Genomic DNA, 21830 nt, shown 5'->3' with positions numbered 1-21830 from the left:
CCGGCTGCCGGCTGAACCACCCGAAGGCGTCACCCGGCCGGCGGACATCACGGCGATTCGGCCGGGGCGCACACGCATGGCGCGCTGCGAGGCCCGCCGTGCGAGGCACACACTGATGACATGGGCTACCTCGATCCACCGACGGCGGTGTCACGGCGCTTCCCCGAGGGGCCGGTGAGCGCGGCGTCGGCCCGGCGGTTCGTGCGTACCGCTCTGGACGACGTCACCTCGGAGCTGGTGGACACCGCGGAGCTTCTGGTCAGCGAGCTGGTCACCAACGCGGTGCTGCACGCGCGCACCGAGGTCGAGGTGGCGGTGTCACACCACGACAGCCGGGTGCGCGTACGGGTCGGTGACCGCCGGCCGAACCGTGGGCTGGTGCCGCAGCACTGCCCGCCGTACGCCGGTACGGGCCAGGGACTGGCACTGGTGCAGCAGTTGGCCTCGCGGCACGGGGTCGAGGCCGACGACGAGGGCAAGACGGTGTGGTTCGAGCTGTGGTCCGACGGCCCGCCGCCTCCGTCGTCCGGGTGGGAGACCGCCGTGCCGCCGTGTCCCTCGGCGCAGACGGTGACGCTCGTCGACGTACCGAGTGCCCTGGACTCGGCGTGCCGGCAGCACCGGCACGCGGTGCTGCGCGAACTGGCCCTCGCCGCGTCCGCCGGAGACCTCCTCGAGATGTCGTCCGAGGACCTCACGGCCGCCAACGACATCAACAACGTGATCAGCGCCTGTATGACGGCGGCGCTGGAGGAACCGCTCCCCGAGTCGGAACTGCGCACTCTGCTCCTGCCGCTGCCGGCCGACGCCGCGCCCGCGGTGCGGGCCCTGCGCCGCGTGCTCGACCTGGCCGAGGAACGGGCTCGGGAGGAACGGCTGCTCACGCTGCCGGCGCTGCCGCGCGGCCGCGCCTTCCAGGACTGGTTCTTCGACCAGATCGTGGGACAGCTGACCGGGGACCGTCCCACCGCGTGGACCGTGATGCCCCGCGAACCGGAGGTCAGCTCCGCCGAGGTCGTGCCGTGGGACGCCGGTCAGGTACGGGGCAGCAGGGTCCCGACCATCGCCGCCGACGAGGGCAACCGGATCATCGCGGCGAACGGACCGGCGTCGGAGCTGCTGGGCTGGGGACCGGACGACCTGGTCGGGCGCAGGCTCACCACGCTCATCCCCGAGCACCTGCGTCGGCGGCACACGGCGGCGTTCACCTCGATGCTGCTCACCGGTCGCACCCGTATCGTGGGCCGCTCCGTGCCACTTCCGGCGCTGCACCGTGACGGCGGGGTGGTCCCGGTGCGGCTGTACATCCAGACGCAGGAGACCGCCGACGGCCGCACCGTCTTCGTCGCCCAGCTCACTCCGCGGGCGACCACTCCCCTCGACGTGCCGAGGGCCCTCGCCGGGGGCTCACGGGCGGCGGCCCGGACGCCCGGCGAGGGCCGCCGGCCACCGGCCGCCCCGGAGCGCGGCAGGAGGACGGGCGGTGCCGAACACGGCATGTCCGCGCTGAACAGGCTGTCCCTCCTGGCCGACCTGGGAGCGGAGCTCAGCAACACCCTGGACCTGGACGAGGGGCTGCGGTGCGCCGGCCGGCTGCTGACACGGCGGCTGGCCGACTGGTGCGTGGTGGACCTGTTCATCGAGCAAGCCCAGGTGGACCGGGTCTGTGTCGTCCACCGGGACCCCCGGGGCCTGCGCCTCTCGGCCCACGAGGGCAGGCTCCCGCCGGTCTCCGAGGAATCGCGCGGCCCGCTGGCCCGTGTGCTGCGCGGCGCGGGGCCCCTGCTGCTCACCGCCGCTCCGTCACCGGGGCAGGCCGAGAGCGCGCTGGACCGGAACTACGTGGAACTGTTCCGCGACCTCGGTGCGGGCAGTGCCGTCGTCGCTCCGCTGCGGGCCCGCCGCAAGATCCTCGGCGCCCTGACCCTGACCCGTGCGGCGGGCGGGCGGCCGTTCACCGAGGAGGACCTGGCCCTGGTCGACGACCTGGTGCACAGCCTGGCGCTGGGCGTGGACAACGCCCGTCTGTACGAGGACTCCCGCTCCATCGCCGAACGGCTCCAGCGCTCCCTGCTGCCGGTCCTGCCCGAGGTCGAGGGTCTGCGGCTGGCCGCCCGCTACGCCGCCTCATCCACCACCGCGCAGGTCGGCGGGGACTGGTACGACAGCTTCGTCCTGCCCAAGGGGGACGCCGCCGTCGTCATCGGTGACGTCACGGGACACAATCTCGACGCGGCCATCGCCATGAGCCAGCTGCGCAGCATGCTCCGCGGCATCGCCGTGGACCGCCAGGAGCCGCCCGCGGAGGTGCTGCGCCGACTGGACCTGGCGAACCACAGTCTGCACCGGGAGGCCACCGCAACCTGCGTCTACGGCCTGATCAAGGGGTCCGCGCGAGGCCCCTGGGAGCTGAAGCACTCCTCCGCCGGCCATCTGCCGCCCCTGCTGACCACCCGGGAGGGTGAGACCCGCTACCTGGATGACGCCGGGGGCCTGCTCCTCGGCATGGATCCCGACATGCCCCGGTCCACGGCCCGCCACACGCTGCCGGCCCACTCGACGCTGCTGCTGTACACCGACGGTCTCATCGAGCGCCGCGACGAACCCCTCGACGACGCCCTGGACCGGCTGCGCGGGCACGCCGCCGACCTGGCCCGCGAGCCCCTCGACACATTCTGCGACGAGTTGCTGATCGGACTGGGGGCCGACAGCGCCGACGACATCGCCGTCCTCGCCGTCCGCCCCGCGCCGCCCTGTTGACCGCGGGCGTCAGGGGGTGACGGTCGGGGACCGGGGATCGGGGCGCTCCGGTCGACGAGGAAGGGCCCGGCCGCAGGACCGCAGGAGGTCGGGGTCGTCGGTGACGGCGCGGGCGATGTCGGCGCCGGACAGGCCTGCCACCACGCTGGTCGTCATCAGCCCGGCCTTGTACAGGGCGAACTCCACCTCGATCAGCTCGTGCCGGTTCCAGGCTGGACGGGCCACGGCGTCGTCGGGCCCCAGCCCTCGCCTGACGAGTGCGGAGGCCAGCCGGTTGGCGCGCTCCTCCAGGCGGGCGTAGATCCAGGTCCGGTCGTCACAGACCGGGGCGGGGTGCTCCGGCCGGTGACGAGCGCCGCGTGTGAGATGGAGGGGCGACGTCACTCCCGTCATCTCCGGGGTCAACGGTCAGGAGGGGCCGGGCCTTCGTGCGGGCGTCCGGGGCCGTCGGCTCCGGCGGCTCTGCCCGTTCGGGCATGCCCTTCTGCCTCGCGGTCTCCTGACACTCACCGGAACAGGGCGTTACCTTCCCATCGTGAGCATCAGGTCCCGGCGCGCGCCGCAGGTGAACGACGAGCGGCCGACCGTGGCGGGGGCGGCCCAAGACACGGACGAGCGACAGCCGGAACATCCGGCACAACCAGCACAGCCGGAGCAGCCGGGCCCACCGGAGCAGGGCGGGAAGCGGAAGCGCCGCGGTCCCGGGCCCTTCACGCTGCTGCTGCTGCCGGGGCTGGTGACCATCACCGGTGTGGCCGCCTTCTTCGCGCTGACGGGCGGTCTGCCGTCCCCGTGGCCCGAGGACTCCGAACCGGATCAGGCCGCGGCGGTCGACATCGACCCCTCCTACATCCCATGGCTGCGCAAGGCGGCCTCGGCCTGCACGATCCTCGAACCGTCCGTGCTCGCCGCTCAGATCGACCAGCTCTCCGGCTGGCGGGACGACACGGACGAGCTCTCCGGCGAGAAGGGCATCGCCGCCTTCACCGACACCGAGTGGCGGACCTGGGGCAAGGACGACGACGGCAACGGGAGCTCCTCGCCCCGCGACCCGGCGGACGCGATCATGGCGCTCGGCCGGCAGGACTGCTCCCTCGCCGAGAAGGTGACCGAACTGCGCACCGAGGGCCGGGTCAACGGGGACCTGGTGGACCTGACCCTCGCCGCGTACTCGTCGGGAACGGACTCCGTGACGAAGGCGGGGCGTGTCCCTCCGACCGCCGAGACCTACCTCGCCGAGGTCGAGGCCCTGCTCCCGCGTTACGAGGCGCTCGACCGGGCCGATCCCGGCGGCGGCGCGGGCGGGGCTTTCGGGGCGCTGCTGGCCGCTCCGGTGAGCGAGCTCACCATCTCCTCGCCCTACGGGTCGCGGGAGCACCCGCTGACCGGGGTGACCAAGCTGCACACCGGCGTGGACTTCGCCGCGCCCCAGGGAGCGCAGGTCGTCGCCGCCCGGCAGGGCCGCGTCGTGTTCGCCGCGCCGACCGCCGCGTACGGCAACCGCGTCGTGATCGACCACGGAGCCATCGAGGGCAAAGGGCTGCAGACCACCTACAGCCACCTGTCGTCCCTGGAGGCCGCCGTGGGACAGACCGTGGAAGCCGGCACCCCGGTCGGGCGGGTCGGTTCCACCGGGCTGTCCACCGGCCCCCACCTGCACTTCGAAGTCGTCCTCGACGGGTACTACACCGATCCGCGCCCCTGGCTCGTCACAGGCGGCTAGGCCGACGGCGCGTGTCCGTGTCCGTGTCCGTGGGGCGTACGGACGGACCGCCATGGCGTCACCGCCGGGCGCCGCGCAGACTGGTCACGGGTGCCGGACGCCGGTGGCCCGAGGAACTGGGGGCCGAGGAACAGGCGGTTGGCGATGACGAACGACCCGTCCACGACCGAAGTGCGCGTCCCGGACACGCGGCTGGCCCGGGAGGCGACCGAGCTGGTGCGGGACAGCACGAGCGAGCTGATCTACCACCACTCACGCCGGGTGTACTTCTTCGGCGCCCTCCAGGGGCGCGACCGCGATCTGAGCTTCGATCCGGAGTTGCTGTACATCGGCGCGATGTTCCACGACCTGGGCCTGAACGAGGCCTTCCACGACAGTGGCCGGCGCTTCGAGGTGGACAGCGCCGACGAGGCGCGCCGTTTCCTGCGCGCGCGGGAGGTACCCGAGGACAGCGTCCGGCGGGTGTGGACGGCGATCGCCCTGCACACCACCCCCGGCGTCCCCGCGTTCATGGAGCCCGAGGTGGCGCTGGTGACGGCGGGCGTGGAGTACGACGTTCTCGGCATCGGCTACCACGACGTCCCCGAGGACGAGCGGACCGCGGTCGTCGCCCTGCATCCGCGTCCCGACTTCAAGCGCCGCATCCTGCGGGCGTTCACCGAGGGTGTGCGGCCCAAGCCGGACACCTCCTTCGGCAACGTCAAGGCGGACGTGCTCGCGCACTACGTGCCGGGCTTCGAGCGCGGGGACTTCGTCCGCACCGTCCTCGACTCGCCGTGGGCGGAGTAGGGGGACGGTCACGTCCGCGCGGCGTGTGGCGGCGCGCACCCCGGGCGGGGCGTCCGGGTGGCCGGTGTCAGTCCGTCCGGTCCGGATGGATTCCCGGGCCGTCACCGTGGCCGGCCAGCGGTGTCGGCGAGAGGTCGACAGGCTCCTCACCGGCTTCGAGCAGCGTGTCGGCGGGGCCCACGATCAGCGGGTCGGGAGGGCCCACGGCCTGGAGGTCCTTGGCCGGGTAGTCGCAGCGGTCCAGCAGGCTGCGCATGGCCTCCAGCCGGCCCCGGCGCTTGTCGTTGTTCTTGACCACCGTCCAGGGTGCGTGCGGTGTGTCGGTGGCACGGAACATGTCGACCTTGGCCGCGGTGTAGTCGTCCCAGCGGTCCAGCGAGGAGAGGTCCGTCGGGGAGAGTTTCCAGCGGCGTACCGGGTCGACCTGGCGGATCGCGAAGCGGGTCCGCTGCTCGGCCCGGGACACGGAGAACCAGAACTTCACCAGCAGGATGCCGTCGTCGGTGAGCAGGCGCTCGAACAGCGGCGCCTGCTGGAGGAACTGCTGGTACTCGGGCTCCGTGCAGAAGCCCATCACGCGCTCGACGCCCGCCCGGTTGTACCAGGAGCGGTCGAAGAAGACGATTTCGCCGCGGGCGGGCAGGTGGGCCACGTAGCGCTGGAAGTACCACTGCCCCGCCTCCCGTTCGGTCGGTTTGTCGAGGGCGACCACGCGGGCGCCGCGGGGGTTGAGGCGTTCGGTGAAGCGCTGGATGGTGCCGCCCTTGCCGGCCGCGTCGCGGCCCTCGCACAGGACGACGATCCGCTGCCCGGTCTCCTTGACCCAGCGCTGCATCTTGAGCAGCTCGATCTGCAGGATCCGCTTCTCCCGCTCGTAGGCGGACCTGCGCACCCTGTGGTCGTACGGGTGGTTCTCCCGCCAGGTGTCGATGGGGCTCCCCTCCGCGTTGAGCAGGATGGGCTTCTCCGGCCTGCGTTCGTCGACCCGCAGCCCTTCGAGGAGGTTCTCCTCGACGGCGTCGTCACCGGCGTCGTGTGTCCTCGTCATCCCCGCCTCCTCACCTCGGGACAGCCCGGCCTCCTCCCGCCGGGGCTTCGGACGACCGCTCCGCTCCGGATGCTCACGCGGCGTGCGGCCTGGCCCGCACGGCGCGCGCGGCGCGCGCGGGTCCGGCCGGGGTCCGCACGGCCGTGACCCGGTAGGTGGTCCGGGCCGGGTCGGTCAGCGGGTCGCCCAGTGCGATCCGGCCGGCGGCGTGCAGCTTGTCGCACTCCGCGGTGGGCAGCGCCGCGTAGCAGCCGCCCCTGCCCGTGGCCGAGTCCAACGGCCGCCAGTAGCTGTATCTGCGCCGTCCGCCCGCGCGCACGGTGACGAACACGGGGGTGCGCGTGTCCGCGACGATCCGCAGGACGTCGGCCTCTGCGAGGCTCAACGGGGCGCACGGGCGGGGCCCGCGACGCCCGGTCGCACGGGGTTCGGCGGTCTGCGAGTGGACGACGGTAAGCGGCATCGGCTGTGGCCTTTCGGGACAGGTGACTCGAGACCGCCTACCCGCTCCGGCCGGTGTTGATCTCGCTTGCCCGCATTCTCCTGCATGGCACTGACAATGCCGCTACCGCACCGCCGGAACACGGCAGGTCAGTCCTGGCGCGTCGGACGTGCGGGGCGGCGCTCGGCGGGCACCCGGAATCCGCCATTGCCGTCGGGGGTACGTCCGGTGGTCCGGCCCGGGTGGATTCGGGACCGGAACCTTGCGCTGTCATGCGCTGACACCGATCAGCACCGGTTGTGACGGTGCCATCACACGCCCTTCACCGAACGCACACTTCTGGCCGAGTCCCGTTCTCCGTGTTCCCGATGGTGCAGACGGTGCGCCGAGGCCGTGCCTAGTGTCCCGGGCCATGCGACCCACACGAACGAGACGCCTCGGTCTCGCCACGATCATCGCCCTCGCCCTCGCCCTGTTCGGCATGGCGCCCTCCGCGAGCGCCGCCGACCCCGCCCCGGCCGAGCTGACGTTCAGCACCGACGCGGCGACCACCCAGCCGGGCGGCACGGTGAACCTGTCGATGACGATCAAGAACAACAAGACGTACGACATCTGGTTCGTGTACCAGACGATCGACCCGACCTGGCTGACCACCCAGCGACCCGACCTCAAGTACGGTTTCACCGGATGCAGCCTGGCGTCCGAGGCCGGCGCCGTCCCGTGCGCCGGGACCGGACCCGCCGACCTCGGCACCAACTACGGCGCCACCATCCCGCCCGGCCAGAGCCGCACCGTCACCCTGACCCTGCAGGTCGCCGCCGACTCCGGCTGCAACGGCAACATCGGCTTCTACTCGTACTTCTACGCCGAGTTCAGCGACAGCACGAGCGTCAGCGGCGGCCCGGTCCACACGCCGGAGACCCGCGTGCTGTGCCCGTGACCGCACGACTCCCCGCGCACTGAGTGCCGTCGGCGGCCGGCCCGCGACCGGCCGGCCGCCGACGACACGAGCAACATCAGGACTGACCTGATCTCGCTCCATACCCGGTCAGCGCACTGGTCGAGACCATTGGCCGTCCACGCCCCGCGGAGGCCGGGATTCCGCGCCCGCCGCTTCCGGCCCGCCGCAGTACACGGGCCCGCCGGGGCGGCGCGCCACGCCGAGCCCGGCGCCCGCCCGCCGCACCGGACCGTTCCCGTTCCGGGAAAATAGACACATACGCTTTTCCGTCAAGTTCCGCAGCAGGCACACAAAAACTCCACACACGCCTCACTATGTGACGCGACGGAAACGTCGACGACCGGCGTCTCAGGGGAGCGACGGCGTGGTCAGGGGTGGGACGGGCTCCGGCAGGAGCGTGCCACACCCCTGCCCGGGGGAGGGAATCTCACCGCATGAAGCGGACCATTCGCACTACGGCGCTCGCAGTGGGCGCACTGATCGCGTCGCTCGGCATACCGGCCGGCCCGGTCCACGCCGCCGACGCCGTGGCACCGCGCGTCGACCTGCGCGTGCTGGTCGTGAGCGACGGAGGGCCGGCCACCGACGCCATCGCCGCCGAGCTGGAGACCGCCGGCACGCCGTACACGGAGGTCGATCTGCGAGACACCGGCCGGCCCGTGATCGACGCCGGGTTCCTGGCGGACACGGTGGACGGGCGACCGCGCGCCAGGTTCCAGGCCGTCGTCCTGCCCAACGACAACCCCTTCCCGGCGAACTCCGCCGAGATGGCGGCACTCACGAGCTACGAGCAGACGTACGCGATCCCGCAGGTCGACGCCTACACCTACGCGCGCCCCGAGGTCGGGCTCCAGTACGCGGTCGGCACCGGGTACGCCGGCAGCGTCGACGGTGTCCGCGCGGAGGTGACGCAGGCCGGGCTGGACGGCCCCTTCGGCTACCTGGACGGGGCGGTCCCGTTCGAGGACAACTCCCCCACGGTGGGCGAGTCCTACGCCTACCTCTCGACGCCCGCGCCGGGGGCCGACTTCGTGCCGTACGTCCAGGCCGCGATACCCGGGCGGGCGACCAAGGGCTCCCTGGTGGGCGAGTACCGGCACGACGGGCGGCGCGAACTCGTCGTCACGTTCGTCTACAACCAGCACCAGCAGCAGTTCCGGCTGCTGGCCCGGGGCATCGTGGAGTGGATGACCGGCGGGGTCCATCTCGGCGCCGACCGCAACTACTTCGCCGTGCACGTCGACGACGTCTTCGCCGCCGACGACCGCTGGGACACCGAGCTCAACTGCACGCCGGGCGACGTGGACTGCCCGCCGGGCGAGGGCACACCGAACCCGATCCGCATGGTCCCCGACGACGTCGACCACGCCACCGCCTGGCAGGACAGCCGGGACTTCACGCTCGACCTGGCCTACAACGGCTCCGGCAGCGTCGACCACCGCCAGGACAACGCGGGCGCCGACCCGCTCGCCGACCGGCTGATCGCCGACCGCGGCCGCTTCCGCTGGATCAACCACACGTACACGCACGCCTTCCTGGGCTGCCGGCAGGACGTCAGCGTGGTCCCGTGGAAGTGCGCGACGAACCCCGACGGCAGTACCCAGTGGATGAGCCGCAACGAGATCGCCGACGAGATCGCGACCAACCGCGTCTGGGGCGAGAGCGCCGGACTCCCGCTGGAGAACAGCGAGTTGGTGACCGGCGAGCACTCCGGACTGAAGGTCACCCCGCAGCAGCCCGAGGACAATCCCCACCTGGGGCCCGCACTGACGGACACCGGCATCGCCTGGCTCGCCTCGGACAACTCCCGCGACCCCGTCCAGCGGCAGGTCGGCAGCGCCACGACGGTCTCCCGCTACCCGATGAACGTCTTCTACAACGCCGGCCGGGCGGCCGAGCAGGTCGACGAGTACAACTGGATCTACACCAGCCGCGCCCAGGGCGGCAGCGGCATCTGCGAGGACAACCCCGCCACCTCCACCTGCCTGTCCGCCCCGCTGGACACCGCCACGGGCTACACCGGGCACATCGTGCCGCTGGAGACGCGGATCGCGCTCGGGCACGTCCTGTCCAACGACCCCAAGCCGCACTTCATCCACCAGTCGAACCTCGCCGAGGACCGCATCGCCTACCCCGTCCTCGACGGCGTACTGGAGGGCTACGACGACCTGTTCGGCGACAGCACCCCGGTGATGAACCTCCGGATGGAGGACATCGGCGTCGAGATGCGCCGCCGTGCCGCCTGGCGGGACGCGGTCGACGCCGGCCAGGTCACCGCCTACCGCGTCGGTGACACCGTGACCGTCGGAGCGCCGGACGGCGTGGCCGTGACGGCGACGATGCCCGCGGGCACCCTGCGCGGGGGCACGGGCTTCGGCGACGCCTACGCCGGAGCGCTCTCCGGCTGGACCACGACGGCCGACGGGACGCTGTCCCTCACCCTGCCGTCCTCGACCGCGGTCGACGGCGCCCCGGCCACCCTTCCCGAGGACACGACCGGCCCCACGCCCACCGCGCCGCCCACCCGGGTGCCGGCCGGCGTGACCGAGCCGGTGCCGTACGGCGCGCGGCGCTGAGCACCGCACCACCACCGAAGGTCCGAACACCCACCTCGGCCGTGGAGCACATCCATGCACGTTCCCCATGGCGCGCGCCGCTCCGGCGCGGCGCGCGTCACCCTGCTCACCGAAGGCACCTACCCGCACAGCCACGGCGGTGTGAGCGTCTGGTGCGACCAACTCGTCACCGGCATGCCCGACCTCGACTTCGAGGTCGTCGCGGTCACCGGAACCGGGCGCGAACCGCTCGTCTGGGACATCCCCGAGCACGTCTCCCGGGTCGTCTCCGTCCCCATGTGGGGGCCGGCGCCACAGGGGCGCGCGCCTCGCGGGCGGGAGCGCGACCGGCTCGCCGCCGCCTACGAGCGGTTCGTGACCGCGCTGCTCGACCCGCGTGCGGAGGACGGGTTCGGTCCCGCCCTGTACCGGCTCGCCCGGGCCGCCGCGGACGGCCGGCTCGGTCCCTTCCTGCGCGGGGACCGGGCGATCGGCATCCTGACCGCGGTCTGGAACCGGCCCGGGCTGGCCGTGCGCGAGGCCCGGCCCACCCTGCACGACGCGGTGACCGCGACCGCGCTGCTGGAGCACGCCCTGCGTCCACTGGCCGCGCCGTACCCGGAGGAGGGCGTGGCGCACGCGGTCAGCGGCGGTGTCGCGGTCCTGCCGGGCCTGGCCGGACTGGAGCGGCACGGTGTGCCGCTGCTGCTGACCGAGCACGGCGTCTATCTGCGCGAGCGCTACCTCGGCTACCGCACCGCCCCCTACCGCTGGCCGGTGAAGGCGCTCCTGCTGGGCTTCTTCCGGCTGCTGGCCGAGGAGACCTACCGCAGGGCCGCCCTGATCACCCCGGGCAACCGCTACAACCGCCTGTGGGAGGAGCGCGGCGGCGCCGCCCCGGAGTCCATACGCACGGTCTACAACGGCGTGGACCCGGCCGCGTTCCCGCCCGCCGGTCCGGAGCCCGCACAGCCCGTGCTCAGCTGGGCCGGACGGGTCGACCCGATCAAGGACCTGGAGACCCTGATCCGCGCCTTCGCCCTCGTGCGGGCCCAACTGCCCGCCGCGCGACTGCGGTTGTTCGGCGGGACCCCGCGCGGCGGTGAGGCCTACCGGGAGCGCTGCGAGGCGCTGGCGGCACAGCTCGGTCACGGTGACGCGGTCACCTTCGAGGGCCGGGTCGAGGACATCAAGGACGCGTACGCCGCCGGGAACGTCGTGATGCTCTCCAGCATCAGCGAGGGCTTCCCCTTCACCCTGATCGAGGCCATGTCGTGCGGCCGGGCGACCGTCTCCACGGACGTGGGCGGCGTCCGGGAGGCCGTCGGCGACACCGGCCTCGTGGTACCGCCGCGCGACCCGGCCGCCATGGCCGCCGCCGCGCTGGAACTGCTGGACGACGCCGGGCGGCGCCGGGCGATGGGCGAGGCGGCCCGGCTGAGGGTGATCGAGCAGTTCACTCTCCGCCAGACCATCGACACCTTCCGGTCCGTCTACCTGGAGCTGTCGGCCTTCGGCGATACGGCCGCACGCGCGCCGGCCGTCGAGGAGGCCACGTTCGCGACGGCGGGCGGGGCGCCGATGAGGAGTGCGACCGGATGAGCGGACCCATGGCGCTGGAACCCGGCGGCGCGGAGCAGGACACGCTGGCGCTGCGCCTCGCCGACGACCGTACGCTCGCCCTGCGCGCGGCCGACCAGCACACCCTCGCCCTGGTCCGCCCCGGCCACGGCGCCCGGCGGGACGCGGTCGACCGGCTGGCGGCCGAACTGGCCGACCGCGTCGCCCCGGCGGTCCATCCCTACGAGGTGGCCGCGCTGCTGGAGTCGGAGGGGCTGACCGGCGAGGTGATCCAGGACCGGTACGGGCACCCCGACCTGTTCTCCCTCGCCACGGCGCTGTACGAGCGCGTACCGCGTGCCTTCCCCGACCCTCCGCGCCCCGCCGACCCCTGGCGGCCCGACCATGTGCGGTGCGCCCTGCGGGGCGCGTTGTTCGCACTGCCGGGTCTCGCCTACGCGCTGGCGGGACGCCTGCTGCCCCAGGACGACGCGGTGCGGGCGCTGGTGGTGGCGGGGCTGCTCTCCTGGGCGTGGAACCAGGCCCTGGGCCACCGGGCGTATCTGCGGCTGGCGACCGGACGCCGGGAGGCGGGCCGCACTCTCCTCAAGGGGGCGCCGCTGGGCGCGGTGGCGGCGACGGGGGCCGGGGCGGCCCTCGCCGGGTCGGGCGCGTCGGCGCTGGCCGTGACGGCCCAGTCGGGGTACCTCGCGGCCGCCGGAGTACTGCTCGTACTGGGCCGGGAGCGGCTGCTGCTGGCCGCCCTCGCGCCGGTGACCGCCGGCGCGGCGACGCTGCCGTGGTGGGAGCCGGGGACCCCGCTGCGGGCCGGGCTGCCGCTGCTGTCGCTGCTCGGCGCCGTCGCCGCGGCCGGCTGGGCGCTGCGCGGCACCCTGCGGGCCGTGCCCGTACCGGACGCCGCCCGCCCGCCGCTGCTCCGCTCCCTGCCGTACGGCCTGTTCGGGCTGGCCGCCGGGACGCTGGTCTTCCTGGCGGGCCGTCAGCAACCGTGGGCGGTGATCGTACTGACCCTGAGCATGGGGCCGGCGGAGTGGCTGCTGTACCGCTACCGCGGGCTGTCGGTGGCGGCGCTGCGGGCGACCGGCACTCCGGCCGGTTTCCGGCTGCGCTCGGCGGCCGTTCTCGCCGGCTGCCTGCTGGTCTACCTCGGTCCGCTGGTGCCCGCGGCGCTGCTCGTCGACGCCGACCCCGTCACGCTGCTGCTGCTCGCGGCGGCGCTGTGGACCTCCCTGCTGCTCCAGGCCTTCGGCGTGGCCTGGCCACCGGCCGCCCTGTGTCTCACGGCCGCCGCCGGCGCCGGGTCGACCTTCCTGGCAGGGCTGCCACCGGGCCCGTCAGCCGCCCTGCCGTGGTGCTGCGGCGCCGCCGCGCTCTGTCTCACGGTGTGCGTGCTGTGGCTGCTGGGCCGGCCGGCGGCGCACGCGTGAGGCCGCGGCGGGACCGCCGTACCACCGCGGGGCCGGCCCGGGCCCGCACCCCGTCACCCGTGGACGCGCCCGTCGACGCACGCGTCCATTCACCGCCCGCTTCACCGACCGACTCACCGACCGACTCACCGACCGGAAGGATCCCGCGTGACCGCAACACCGCTCGCCGCCGTCACCGGAGCCGAGGGTTTCATCGGCTCCCACCTCACCGAGGCGCTCGTCGCCTCCGGGCACCGGGTGAGGGCCATGGCGCAGTACAACTCCTTCTCCTCCTACGGCTGGCTGGAGACCCTCTCCCCCGAGGTGCTCGACCAGGTCGAGATCGTCCTCGGCGACGTCCGGGACCCCGGTTCGGTCGGCCACCTCACCGAGGGCGCCGACTGCGTCTACCACCTGGCCGCCCTCATCGCCATCCCGTACTCCTACCGGGCGCCGCACAGCTACGTGGACACCAACGTCACCGGCACCCTGAACGTCCTGGAGGCGGTCCGCGCCCAGGGCACGCCCCGGCTGGTGCACACCTCCACCAGTGAGACGTACGGCACCGCGCGAACCGTGCCGATCACCGAGGACCACCCGATCAACACCCAGTCGCCGTACGCCGCGTCCAAAGCGGGCGGGGACCGGCTGGCGGACAGCTACCACGCCAGCTTCGACACGCCGGTGGTGACACTGCGCCCCTTCAACACCTACGGCCCCCGGCAGTCCATGCGGGCGGTGATCCCCACCGTCATCGGCCAGGTCGCGGCCGGCGAACGCGCCATCACCCTCGGGGACCTGCGCCCCACCCGGGACTTCACCTTCGTCAAGGACACCGCGCAGGCGTTCCTCGCGGTCGGCACCGCTCCCGCCGAGCGGGTCGTGGGCCGTACGTTCAACGCCGGAACCGGCGGCGAGATCTCCGTCGGCGACCTGGTGGCGCTCATCGGCAAGGTGATGGACTCCACGCTCGACGTACGGGAGGACGAGCAGCGGCTGCGGCCCGCGAACTCCGAGGTGATGCGGCTCGTCGCCGACGCGGGCCGGCTGCGGGAGGCGACCGGCTGGAGCCCGGCTCACGAGCTGGAACAGGGCCTCGCGCACACCGTGGAGTTCTTCCGCGACCCGGCCAACCTCGCCCGCTACAAGACCGGCATCTACAACATCTGACCACGACCACGACCGGCACGTTGACCGAGGGGAAACCTCATGCACGCAGTGATCCTGGCCGGGGGCAAGGGCGTCCGGCTGCGGCCCTACACCACCGCGCTGCCCAAGCCGCTCGTGCCCATCGGCGACCAGCACGCCATCCTGGAGATCGTCCTGCGCCAGCTCGCCGCGGCCTCCTTCACCGGCTGCACGATCGCCATAGGTCACCTGGGCGAGATCATCCGCGCCTACGTCGGCGACGGCTCGCAGTGGGGCCTGACCGTCGACTACGCCACCGAGGAGAGCCCGCTGGGCACCATGGGGCCGCTGCTCACCATGCGTGAGCGGTTGCCGGAGCACTTCCTGGTCATGAACGGCGACATCCTCACCGACCTCGACTACGCCGACGTCCTGCGCCGGCACAGCACCTCCGGCGCCCCGCTGACCATCGCCACGTACGGCAGAAAGGTGCACATCGACTTCGGCGTCCTGACCACCGACGCGAGCAGGGTCGTCGCCTTCACCGAGAAGCCCAGCATCGACTACCGGGTCTCCATGGGCGTGTACGGACTGTCCCGGGCGACACTCGACGGCTACACGGCCGGGCTCCCCCTGGGATTCGACGAGCTGGTGCTCGACCTGTTGCGCGCCGACGACCCGCCGCACGCCTACGACTTCGACGGCTACTGGCTCGACATCGGCCGTCCCGACGACTACGACCGGGCCAACGCGGAGTTCACCAGCCGCAAGTCCCTGTTGCTCAAGGGAGCCTGAGCACCGCATGCGCATTCTCGTCCTGGGCTTCACCGGCTATCTGGGCGCCCACGTCGCCGAGCGGCTGCGCGCCCTGCCCGGCGCGCGGGTCCTCGGCGGCGGCCGCTCCCCCGCCGCCGACGTGCGCGTCGACCTCGCCACCGACCCGGTCGACCGGCTCGCGGTGGCCCTGGCGTCCGCTGCCGTCGACACCGTCGTCAACTGTGCGGGCGCGACCGGCGGCGATCCGGTGGCGCTCGCCGAGCTCAACGCCCGCGGACCCGCCGCCCTCTGCGCGGCGCTGCGCCGCGCCCGTCCCACCGCCCGCCTGGTCCACCTCGGTTCGGCCGCCGAGTACGGGCCGGGCACGGAACAGGTCAGGGTGCCCGAGGCGGCGGCCACCCGCCCCCTCACCGCCTACGGCGCCACCAAACTGGCCGGCACCGTCACGGTCGCCACCGGTGAGCTGGACGCGGTGGTCCTGCGGGTCGGCAACCCGGTGGGGCCCGGCGCACCGCCCTCCGGCCTGCCCGGCCGGGTCACCCGACTGCTGCGCGAGGCCGGCACGGACCCGCAGGCCGTGCTCCGGCTGGGTGACCTGTCGGCGTACCGGGACTTCGTGGACGTGCGCGACGTCGCGCGGGCGGTCGAGCGCGCGGTCACCGCGACCGGGCCGCTGCCGCGCGTACTCAACATCGGTGGCGGCGACGCCGTCCCGGTGCGCCGGCTGGTGCGGACACTCGCGGACATCGCCGGCTTCCGCGGCCGGATCGAGGAACAGGGCGCCGGCTCGGCCCGCTCCGACCAGGTGTCCTGGCAGTGCTCCGACATCGCCGCCGCCCGGTCCGCGCTCGACTGGCGGCCGTCCTACTCGCTGGACGAGTCGCTGGCCGCGCTGTGGTCGGCCGGCGTCCGTCCGCCGTCCCGCACCCCGGAAGGCGACCGTCCGTCGTGAGCCTGCTGATCCCGCTGTACGTCCATCCGGCCGAGGACCCGGGCTCCTGGCACCGGCTCATCACGGCGGCCGACCGCACGTACGGGGTCGTCATCAACCCCGCCGACGGACCGGGCCTGGTGCCCGATCCGGCCTTCGCGGCGGCGGCCGGCGCGCTGCGCGCGGCGGGTGCCCGTCTGCTCGGGTACGTCGACACGGACTACGGCACGCGTCCGGCGGCCGAGGTCGCCGAGGACGTCCGGCGGCACCGGGAGTGGTACGCGGCCGACGGGTGCTTCCTGGACCGGGTGAGTTCGGCGGCGACCGAACTGCCCGCGTACAGAGCGCTGGTGCGTACCCTGCGCCGGCAGGACTCGGCCCCGGTCGTGCTGAATCCGGGGGTCCACCCGGCACCGGGTTACGCGCGTCTCGCCGACCTGGTCGTCACCTTCGAGGGGCCCTGGTCCGCCTACGTCTCCGCGTTCAGCCGGCCGGACTGGACCCGGAGGCACCCTCCGGAGCGGTTCTGCCACCTGGTGTACGGGGTGCCCGAGGCCCTGGCCCCGCTCGCCGTGCGCACCGCGCGCGAGCGCGGCGCCGCGGTCTCCGGGCCCGTCACGGGTGAACTGCCCAACCCGTGGGTCCGGCTGACCCCCGTACTGACCGCGGCGCAGTGCTGAGGAGGCGGGTGCGGGCGTTCGCCGCGTCGGCAGCCCTGGCCCTCTCGGTGCTGACCGGGTGTTCGGGGTCCGGCGGCACACCGCCGCCGGACCCGTCCGCGACCCCGGTGTGGCAGCCGCGGCCCGGGCTGGCCTGGCAGTGGCAGCTCGACGGGCGGGTCGATCCGTCGGCGGACGTGCCGGTCTACGACATCGACGGCTTCGAGAACGGCGCCGACGACGTGGCCCGGCTGCACCGCGCCGGCCGCAAGGTCATCTGCTACGTCAACGTGGGCGCCTGGGAGGACTTCCGGCCCGACCGGGACGCCTTCCCCCGTGCGGTGCTGGGCGAGCCCAACGGCTGGCGGGGCGAGCGCTGGCTGGACATCCGCCGGATCTCCGTACTGCGGCCGATCATGGAACGGCGGTTCGACATGTGCCGGGACAAGGGCTTCGACGCGGTCGAGCCCGACCTGGTGGAGGGCTACGGCGACGAGACCGGTTTCCCGCTCACCGCGCGGGACCAGTTGGCGTACAACCGCATGATCGCGGACATCGCCCACGAACGCGGTCTGGCGGTGGGCCTGAAGAACGACCTGGCGCAGATCCCTCAGCTGGTGGACGACTTCGACTTCGCGGTCAACGAGCAGTGCGCCGAGTACGGCGAGTGCGCGCGGCTGTCGCCGTTCGTCGAGGCCGGCAAGGCGGTCTTCCACGTGGAGTACAGCGAGCCGGCCCACGGCTTCTGTCCCGAGTCACGCCGGCTCGGGCTGTCCTCGATGCTGAAGAGGCCGGAGCTGGGGGTCTGGCGCGATCCCTGCTGACCGCGGCATACGGCAGGATGGGGCCATGAGCGTAGTCAAGATCAACGTACTGACCGTCCCCGCCGAGCAGCGCGAGACGCTGGAGAAGCGCTTCGCCTCGCGGGCCCATGCCGTGGAGAGTTCCGACGGGTTCGAGTGGTTCGAGCTGCTGCGGCCGGTGGAGGGCACCGACGACTACCTCGTCTACACGCGCTGGCGTGACGAGGAGTCCTTCCGGGCCTGGATGGAGGGGCCCATGAAGGCGGCGCACCAGGGCGGTGGCGCGGAGGGCGGCGAACGCCCGAAGCCGGCGGCGAGCGGGTCCACGGTGTGGTCCTTCGAGGTGGTGCAGCAGGCGGCTCCGAAAGGAGCGTGAGCGGTGGTCATAGGCCTCGGCCTGTCCGCCGCCTGCGCCATCGGGGCACTGATCGCCCTGGTCTCGGTCGTCGCGGTGGCCCTGCCCGGCCGGCCGGAGCCCTGGCCGGTGCATCTGATGCGCCGCGCCGCGGGCACGGCCGCCGCGGCGGCGGCGGCCGTCTACTCGCTGGGGTTCACCGCCGTCCTGATCTCCGCTTCGGAGGCCGACGACGGCGCGAACTCCTCGCCCACCTCGGCCTGCCGGGAGAGTCTCTCCCCGGGCCCGGGCTCCGAACTGTCCCATCACCGGTATTCCTACCTGCCGCTTCGGTTCGACTGCGTCCTCGAGGACGGCACCACGTACTCCAGTGACCCGGACTACGTGTGGATGAACCGGACGGCCCTGCCGCTCGCCGCGTCCGCCGTGCTGCTCGCGGTCGGGGCCGCCCCGGTCGCCGGGCGGCTCAGCCGAGCTGAACGAGGAGGTCTCCCCCCTCGACCTGCTGGATGCGGTTGATGGCGAGCCTGGTCACCGTGCCGGTCTTCGGGGCGGTGATGGTGGCCTCCATCTTCATCGCCTCGATGGTGGCGACCGTGGCGCCCGCCTCCACCTCGTCGCCCTCCGCGACGGCGAGGGTGACCACGCCCGCGAACGGCGCCGCGACATGGCCGGGGTCCGACCGGTCGGCCTTCTCCGTGACCGGGACGTCGGAGGCCGCCGACCGGTCGCGGACCTGGATCGGCCGGAGCTGGCCGTTCAGGGAGGACATCACGGTGCGCATGCCGCGCTCGTCGGCGTCGCCGACCGCCTGCAGCTCGATGAGCAGCCGGACGCCGGGATCCAGGTCGACCGTGTACTCCTTGCCGGGGCGCAGCCCGTAGAAGAAGTCCTTGCTGTCCAGGACGCTGGTGTCGCCGAAGGAGGCACGGTGGGTGTCGAACTCGCGCGCCGGTCCGGGGAACAGCAGCCGGTTGAGGGTCGTCCGGCGTTCCTTGGCCAGGCCGGTGCGGTCGTCCGCGGTCAGCTCCGGCAGGGGCTTGGCCTCGGCGCGGCCGCGCAACGCCTTGCTGCGGAACGGCTCGGGCCAGCCGCCGGGCGGGGTGCCCAGCTCGCCGCGCAGGAAGCCGATGACGGAGTCGGGGATGTCGAACCGGTCCGGCTCCGCCTCGAAGTCCGCCGGCAGGACGCCGGCGCCCACCAGGTGGAGGGCCAGGTCGCCGACCACCTTGGAGGAGGGCGTGACCTTCACCAGGTGGCCGAGCATGCGGTCGGCGGCGGCGTACATGGCCTCGATGTCCTCGAAGCGGTCGCCGAGGCCGAGCGCGATGGCCTGGGTGCGCAGGTTGGAGGGCTGTCCGCCGGGGATCTCGTGGTGGTAGACGCGACCGGTCGGTGAGGCCAGGCCCGCCTCGAAGGGGGCGTACACCTTGCGGACGCTCTCCCAGTAAGGTTCCAGATCGCCGACGGCCTGGAGGTCGAGGCCGGTGGGCCGCTCCGTGTGGTCGGTGGCGGCGACGATCGCCGACAGGGACGGCTGTGAGGTGGTGCCCGCCATGGACGCCACCGCCCCGTCCACGGCGTCCGCGCCGGCCTGGACCGCGGCGAGGTAGGTGGCGAGCTGGCCGCCGGTGGTGTCGTGGGTGTGCAGGTGCACCGGCAGGTCGAACTCGCGGCGCAGCGCGGAGACCAGGGTCGCCGCGGCCGGTGCCCGCAGCAGGCCGGCCATGTCCTTGACGGCCAGGACGTGCGCGCCGGCGTTCACGATCCGCTCGGCGAGCCGCAGGTAGTAGTCGAGCGTGTAGAGGCGCTCGGACGGGTCGGAGAGGTCGGCGGTGTAGCACAGGGCCACCTCGGCGACGGAGGTGCCGGTCTGCCGTACGGCGTCGATGGCGGGCCGCATCTGGTCGACGTCGTTGAGGGCGTCGAAGATGCGGAAGATGTCGATGCCGGTGGCCGCGGCCTCCTGGACGAAGGCGTCGGTCACCTCGGTCGGGTACGGGGTGTAGCCCACGGTGTTGCGGCCGCGCAGCAGCATCTGGAGGCAGATGTTGGGCACGGCCTCGCGCAGGGCGGCCAGCCGCTCCCACGGGTCCTCGGCGAGGAAGCGCAGGGCCACGTCGTAGGTGGCGCCGCCCCAGCACTCCAGGGACAGCAACTGGGGCAGGGTGTGCGCGACCTGCGGGGCGACGGCGAGCATGTCCTTGGTGCGGACCCGGGTGGCGAGCAGCGACTGGTGCGCGTCGCGGAACGTGGTGTCGGTGACACCGATGGTGGGCGAGTCGCGCAGCCCGCGTGCGAAGCCCTCCGGGCCGAGTTCGGCGAGCCGCTGCCGGGAGCCGGCCGGGGGCTCACCGGCGGCGAGCGGTGGCAGCTTGGTCAGCGGGTCGGCGATTGCGGGGCGCTCGCCGTGCGGCTTGTTGACCGTGACGTCGGCGAGGTAGGTCAGCAGCTTCGTGCCGCGGTCGGCGGAGTGGCGGGCGGTGAGCAGGTGCGGGCGCTGCTCGATGAAGGAGGTGGTGACCCGGCCTGCCTGGAAGTCCGGGTCGTCCAGCACCGCCTGGAGGAAGGGGATGTTGGTGGCGACGCCGCGGATGCGGAACTCGGCCACGGCGCGCCGGGCGCGGTTCACGGCGGTGGGGAAGTCCCGGCCCCGGCAGGAGAGTTTGACCAGCATCGAGTCGAAGTGGGCGCTGATCTCCGTACCGGCGTGGGTGGTGCCGCCGTCGAGGCGGATGCCCGAGCCGCCGGGCGAGCGGTAGGCGCTGATCTGCCCGGTGTCGGGGCGGAAGCCGTTGGCCGGGTCCTCGGTGGTGATGCGGCACTGGAGAGCCGCGCCGCGCAGGGTGATGTTCTCCTGGGCGAGACCGAGGTCGGCCAGGGTCTCGCCGGCGGCGATGCGCAGCTGGGACTGGACGAGGTCGACGTCGGTGACCTCCTCGGTGACCGTGTGCTCGACCTGGATGCGCGGGTTCATCTCGATGAAGACGTGGTCGCCGTCGCGGTCGACGAGGAACTCCACGGTGCCGGCGTTGCGGTAGCCGATCTGCCGGGCGAAGTTCACGGCGTCGGCGCAGATCCGGTCGCGGAGTGCCGGGTCGAGGTTGGGCGCGGGGGCGAGTTCGATGACCTTCTGGTGGCGGCGCTGCACCGAGCAGTCCCGCTCGAAGAGGTGGATCACCTCGCCCCGGCCGTCGGCGAGGATCTGGACCTCGATGTGGCGGGGTTCGACGACGGCCTTCTCCAGGAACACCGTGGAGTCGCCGAACGCGGAGGCCGCCTCCCGGGACGCCGCCTCGATGGCCTCGCGCAGCTGGGCGGGTTCCTCGACGCGGCGCATGCCACGCCCGCCGCCGCCCGCGACCGCCTTGACGAACACCGGGAAGCCCACGTCGTCGGCGGCGCGGACGAGCTCGTCCACGTCGGTGGAGGGCGCGGAGGAGCCGAGGACCGGCACACCGGCCTCGCGGGCTGCGGCGACGGCACGGGCCTTGTTGCCGGTCAGTTCGAGGATCTGGGCGCTGGGTCCGACGAAGGTGATGCCGGCCTCTTCGCACGCGCGGGCGAGGTCGGGGTTCTCGGACAGGAATCCGTAACCCGGGTAGACGGCGTCGGCTCCCGCGCGGCGGGCCGCGCGGACGATCTCCTCCACGGAGAGATACGCGCGCACCGGATGTCCCGGCTCTCCGATCTCGTAGGCCTCGTCGGCCTTCAGCCGGTGCAGCGAGTTGCGGTCCTCGTGCGGGAAGACGGCGACGGTGCGCGCGCCGAGCTCGTAGCCCGCGCGGAACGCCCGGATCGCGATCTCACCGCGGTTGGCGACCAGCACCTTGCGGAACATTGTTGATCCCTTCAGCCTGCCGGGTGACGACACCATGGTGTCGGCGCCACCTCCGGGACGCCATGTGAGCC

General features: G+C 73.1%; 18 protein-coding genes. 14 read left to right on the top strand and 4 right to left on the bottom strand.

Annotated elements, in window-relative coordinates; translation table 11 throughout:
* The first annotated feature begins 120 nt into the window (after window positions 1-120).
* Window positions 121-2760: a SpoIIE family protein phosphatase gene (locus ACH4NX_RS02800; protein ID WP_398127419.1), complete on the top strand. Its 2640-nt coding sequence runs from the start codon at window positions 121-123 to the stop codon at window positions 2758-2760.
* Between the two features lie 9 nt (window positions 2761-2769).
* Here ACH4NX_RS02800 and ACH4NX_RS02795 read toward each other — a convergent pair whose 3' ends face one another.
* Entirely contained in the window at window positions 2770-3144 is a 375-nt protein-coding gene (locus ACH4NX_RS02795) for an AMP-binding protein (RefSeq protein WP_398127418.1), read from the bottom strand.
* Window positions 3145-3325: 181 nt separating this feature from the next.
* On the opposite strand from ACH4NX_RS02795, the gene ACH4NX_RS02790 reads away from it, so the two are divergent.
* Both ACH4NX_RS02790 and ACH4NX_RS02785 read left to right on the top strand, forming a co-directional pair.
* The gene (locus ACH4NX_RS02790; protein WP_398127506.1) at window positions 3326-4483 is read left to right on the top strand and encodes a M23 family metallopeptidase; all 1158 of its coding nucleotides are present in this window, start codon (window positions 3326-3328) and stop codon (window positions 4481-4483) included.
* A gap of 144 nt (window positions 4484-4627) precedes the next feature.
* Window positions 4628-5272, top strand: coding sequence for an HD domain-containing protein (locus tag ACH4NX_RS02785; RefSeq protein ID WP_351393878.1), 645 nt, complete (start codon window positions 4628-4630; stop codon window positions 5270-5272).
* 67 nt (window positions 5273-5339) lie between these two features.
* Here ACH4NX_RS02785 and ppk2 read toward each other — a convergent pair whose 3' ends face one another.
* Both ppk2 and ACH4NX_RS02775 read right to left on the bottom strand, forming a co-directional pair.
* Complete coding sequence (ppk2, locus tag ACH4NX_RS02780; protein WP_351393875.1) at window positions 5340-6320, bottom strand: polyphosphate kinase 2; 981 nt, start codon at window positions 6318-6320, stop codon at window positions 5340-5342.
* A 73-nt stretch (window positions 6321-6393) separates the two neighbouring features.
* Complete coding sequence (locus ACH4NX_RS02775) at window positions 6394-6705, bottom strand: hypothetical protein (protein ID WP_398127417.1); 312 nt, start codon at window positions 6703-6705, stop codon at window positions 6394-6396.
* Window positions 6706-7174: 469 nt separating this feature from the next.
* Between ACH4NX_RS02775 and ACH4NX_RS02770 the strand changes: the two genes are divergently transcribed.
* The 11 genes from ACH4NX_RS02770 (at window position 7175) to ACH4NX_RS02720 (ending at window position 18437) form a co-directional block, all read left to right on the top strand.
* The gene (locus tag ACH4NX_RS02770; RefSeq protein WP_351393870.1) at window positions 7175-7702 is read left to right on the top strand and encodes a hypothetical protein; all 528 of its coding nucleotides are present in this window, start codon (window positions 7175-7177) and stop codon (window positions 7700-7702) included.
* Window positions 7703-8157: 455 nt separating this feature from the next.
* On the top strand, window positions 8158-10299 hold the full coding sequence (locus ACH4NX_RS02765) for a hypothetical protein (RefSeq protein WP_398127416.1): 2142 nt from the start codon (window positions 8158-8160) through the stop codon (window positions 10297-10299).
* Between the two features lie 54 nt (window positions 10300-10353).
* The gene (gene pelF / locus ACH4NX_RS02760) at window positions 10354-11880 is read left to right on the top strand and encodes a GT4 family glycosyltransferase PelF (RefSeq protein ID WP_398127415.1); all 1527 of its coding nucleotides are present in this window, start codon (window positions 10354-10356) and stop codon (window positions 11878-11880) included.
* On the top strand, window positions 11877-13286 hold the full coding sequence (locus ACH4NX_RS02755; RefSeq protein WP_398127414.1) for a hypothetical protein: 1410 nt from the start codon (window positions 11877-11879) through the stop codon (window positions 13284-13286). Before pelF ends, ACH4NX_RS02755 begins: the two co-directional genes overlap by 4 nt.
* Before the next feature lie 147 nt (window positions 13287-13433).
* Entirely contained in the window at window positions 13434-14435 is a 1002-nt protein-coding gene (locus ACH4NX_RS02750) for a GDP-mannose 4,6-dehydratase (RefSeq protein ID WP_351393858.1), read from the top strand.
* A gap of 39 nt (window positions 14436-14474) precedes the next feature.
* Window positions 14475-15188 carry a nucleotidyltransferase family protein gene (locus tag ACH4NX_RS02745; RefSeq protein ID WP_351393855.1) on the top strand — a complete coding sequence of 238 codons (714 nt, stop codon included), beginning with the start codon at window positions 14475-14477 and terminating at the stop codon, window positions 15186-15188.
* Window positions 15189-15195: 7 nt separating this feature from the next.
* Entirely contained in the window at window positions 15196-16122 is a 927-nt protein-coding gene (locus tag ACH4NX_RS02740; protein ID WP_351393852.1) for an NAD(P)-dependent oxidoreductase, read from the top strand.
* Window positions 16119-16781 (top strand): spherulation-specific family 4 protein, encoded by a 663-nt coding sequence (locus ACH4NX_RS02735; protein ID WP_351393849.1) that lies wholly within the window; start codon window positions 16119-16121, stop codon window positions 16779-16781. Before ACH4NX_RS02740 ends, ACH4NX_RS02735 begins: the two co-directional genes overlap by 4 nt.
* The gene (locus ACH4NX_RS02730; protein WP_398127413.1) at window positions 16775-17584 is read left to right on the top strand and encodes an endo alpha-1,4 polygalactosaminidase; all 810 of its coding nucleotides are present in this window, start codon (window positions 16775-16777) and stop codon (window positions 17582-17584) included. Before ACH4NX_RS02735 ends, ACH4NX_RS02730 begins: the two co-directional genes overlap by 7 nt.
* Before the next feature lie 25 nt (window positions 17585-17609).
* Entirely contained in the window at window positions 17610-17939 is a 330-nt protein-coding gene (locus tag ACH4NX_RS02725) for an antibiotic biosynthesis monooxygenase (RefSeq protein ID WP_279561007.1), read from the top strand.
* A gap of 3 nt (window positions 17940-17942) precedes the next feature.
* Window positions 17943-18437: a hypothetical protein gene (locus tag ACH4NX_RS02720; protein WP_398127412.1), complete on the top strand. Its 495-nt coding sequence runs from the start codon at window positions 17943-17945 to the stop codon at window positions 18435-18437.
* Here ACH4NX_RS02720 and ACH4NX_RS02715 read toward each other — a convergent pair.
* Window positions 18385-21759, bottom strand: a complete 3375-nt coding sequence (locus ACH4NX_RS02715; RefSeq protein ID WP_398127411.1) for a pyruvate carboxylase — start codon at window positions 21757-21759, stop codon at window positions 18385-18387. The two genes, ACH4NX_RS02720 and ACH4NX_RS02715, sit on opposite strands and share 53 nt — an antisense overlap.
* Window positions 21760-21830 lie beyond the last annotated feature (71 nt).

It is taken from the genome of Streptomyces sp. NPDC017225 (genome assembly GCF_044331465.1).
In the GTDB taxonomy this organism is placed as follows: domain Bacteria; phylum Actinomycetota; class Actinomycetes; order Streptomycetales; family Streptomycetaceae; genus Streptomyces.
The sequence above is the reverse complement of the archived record's forward strand: the minus strand, read 5'-3'. Positions and strand labels throughout refer to the sequence as shown.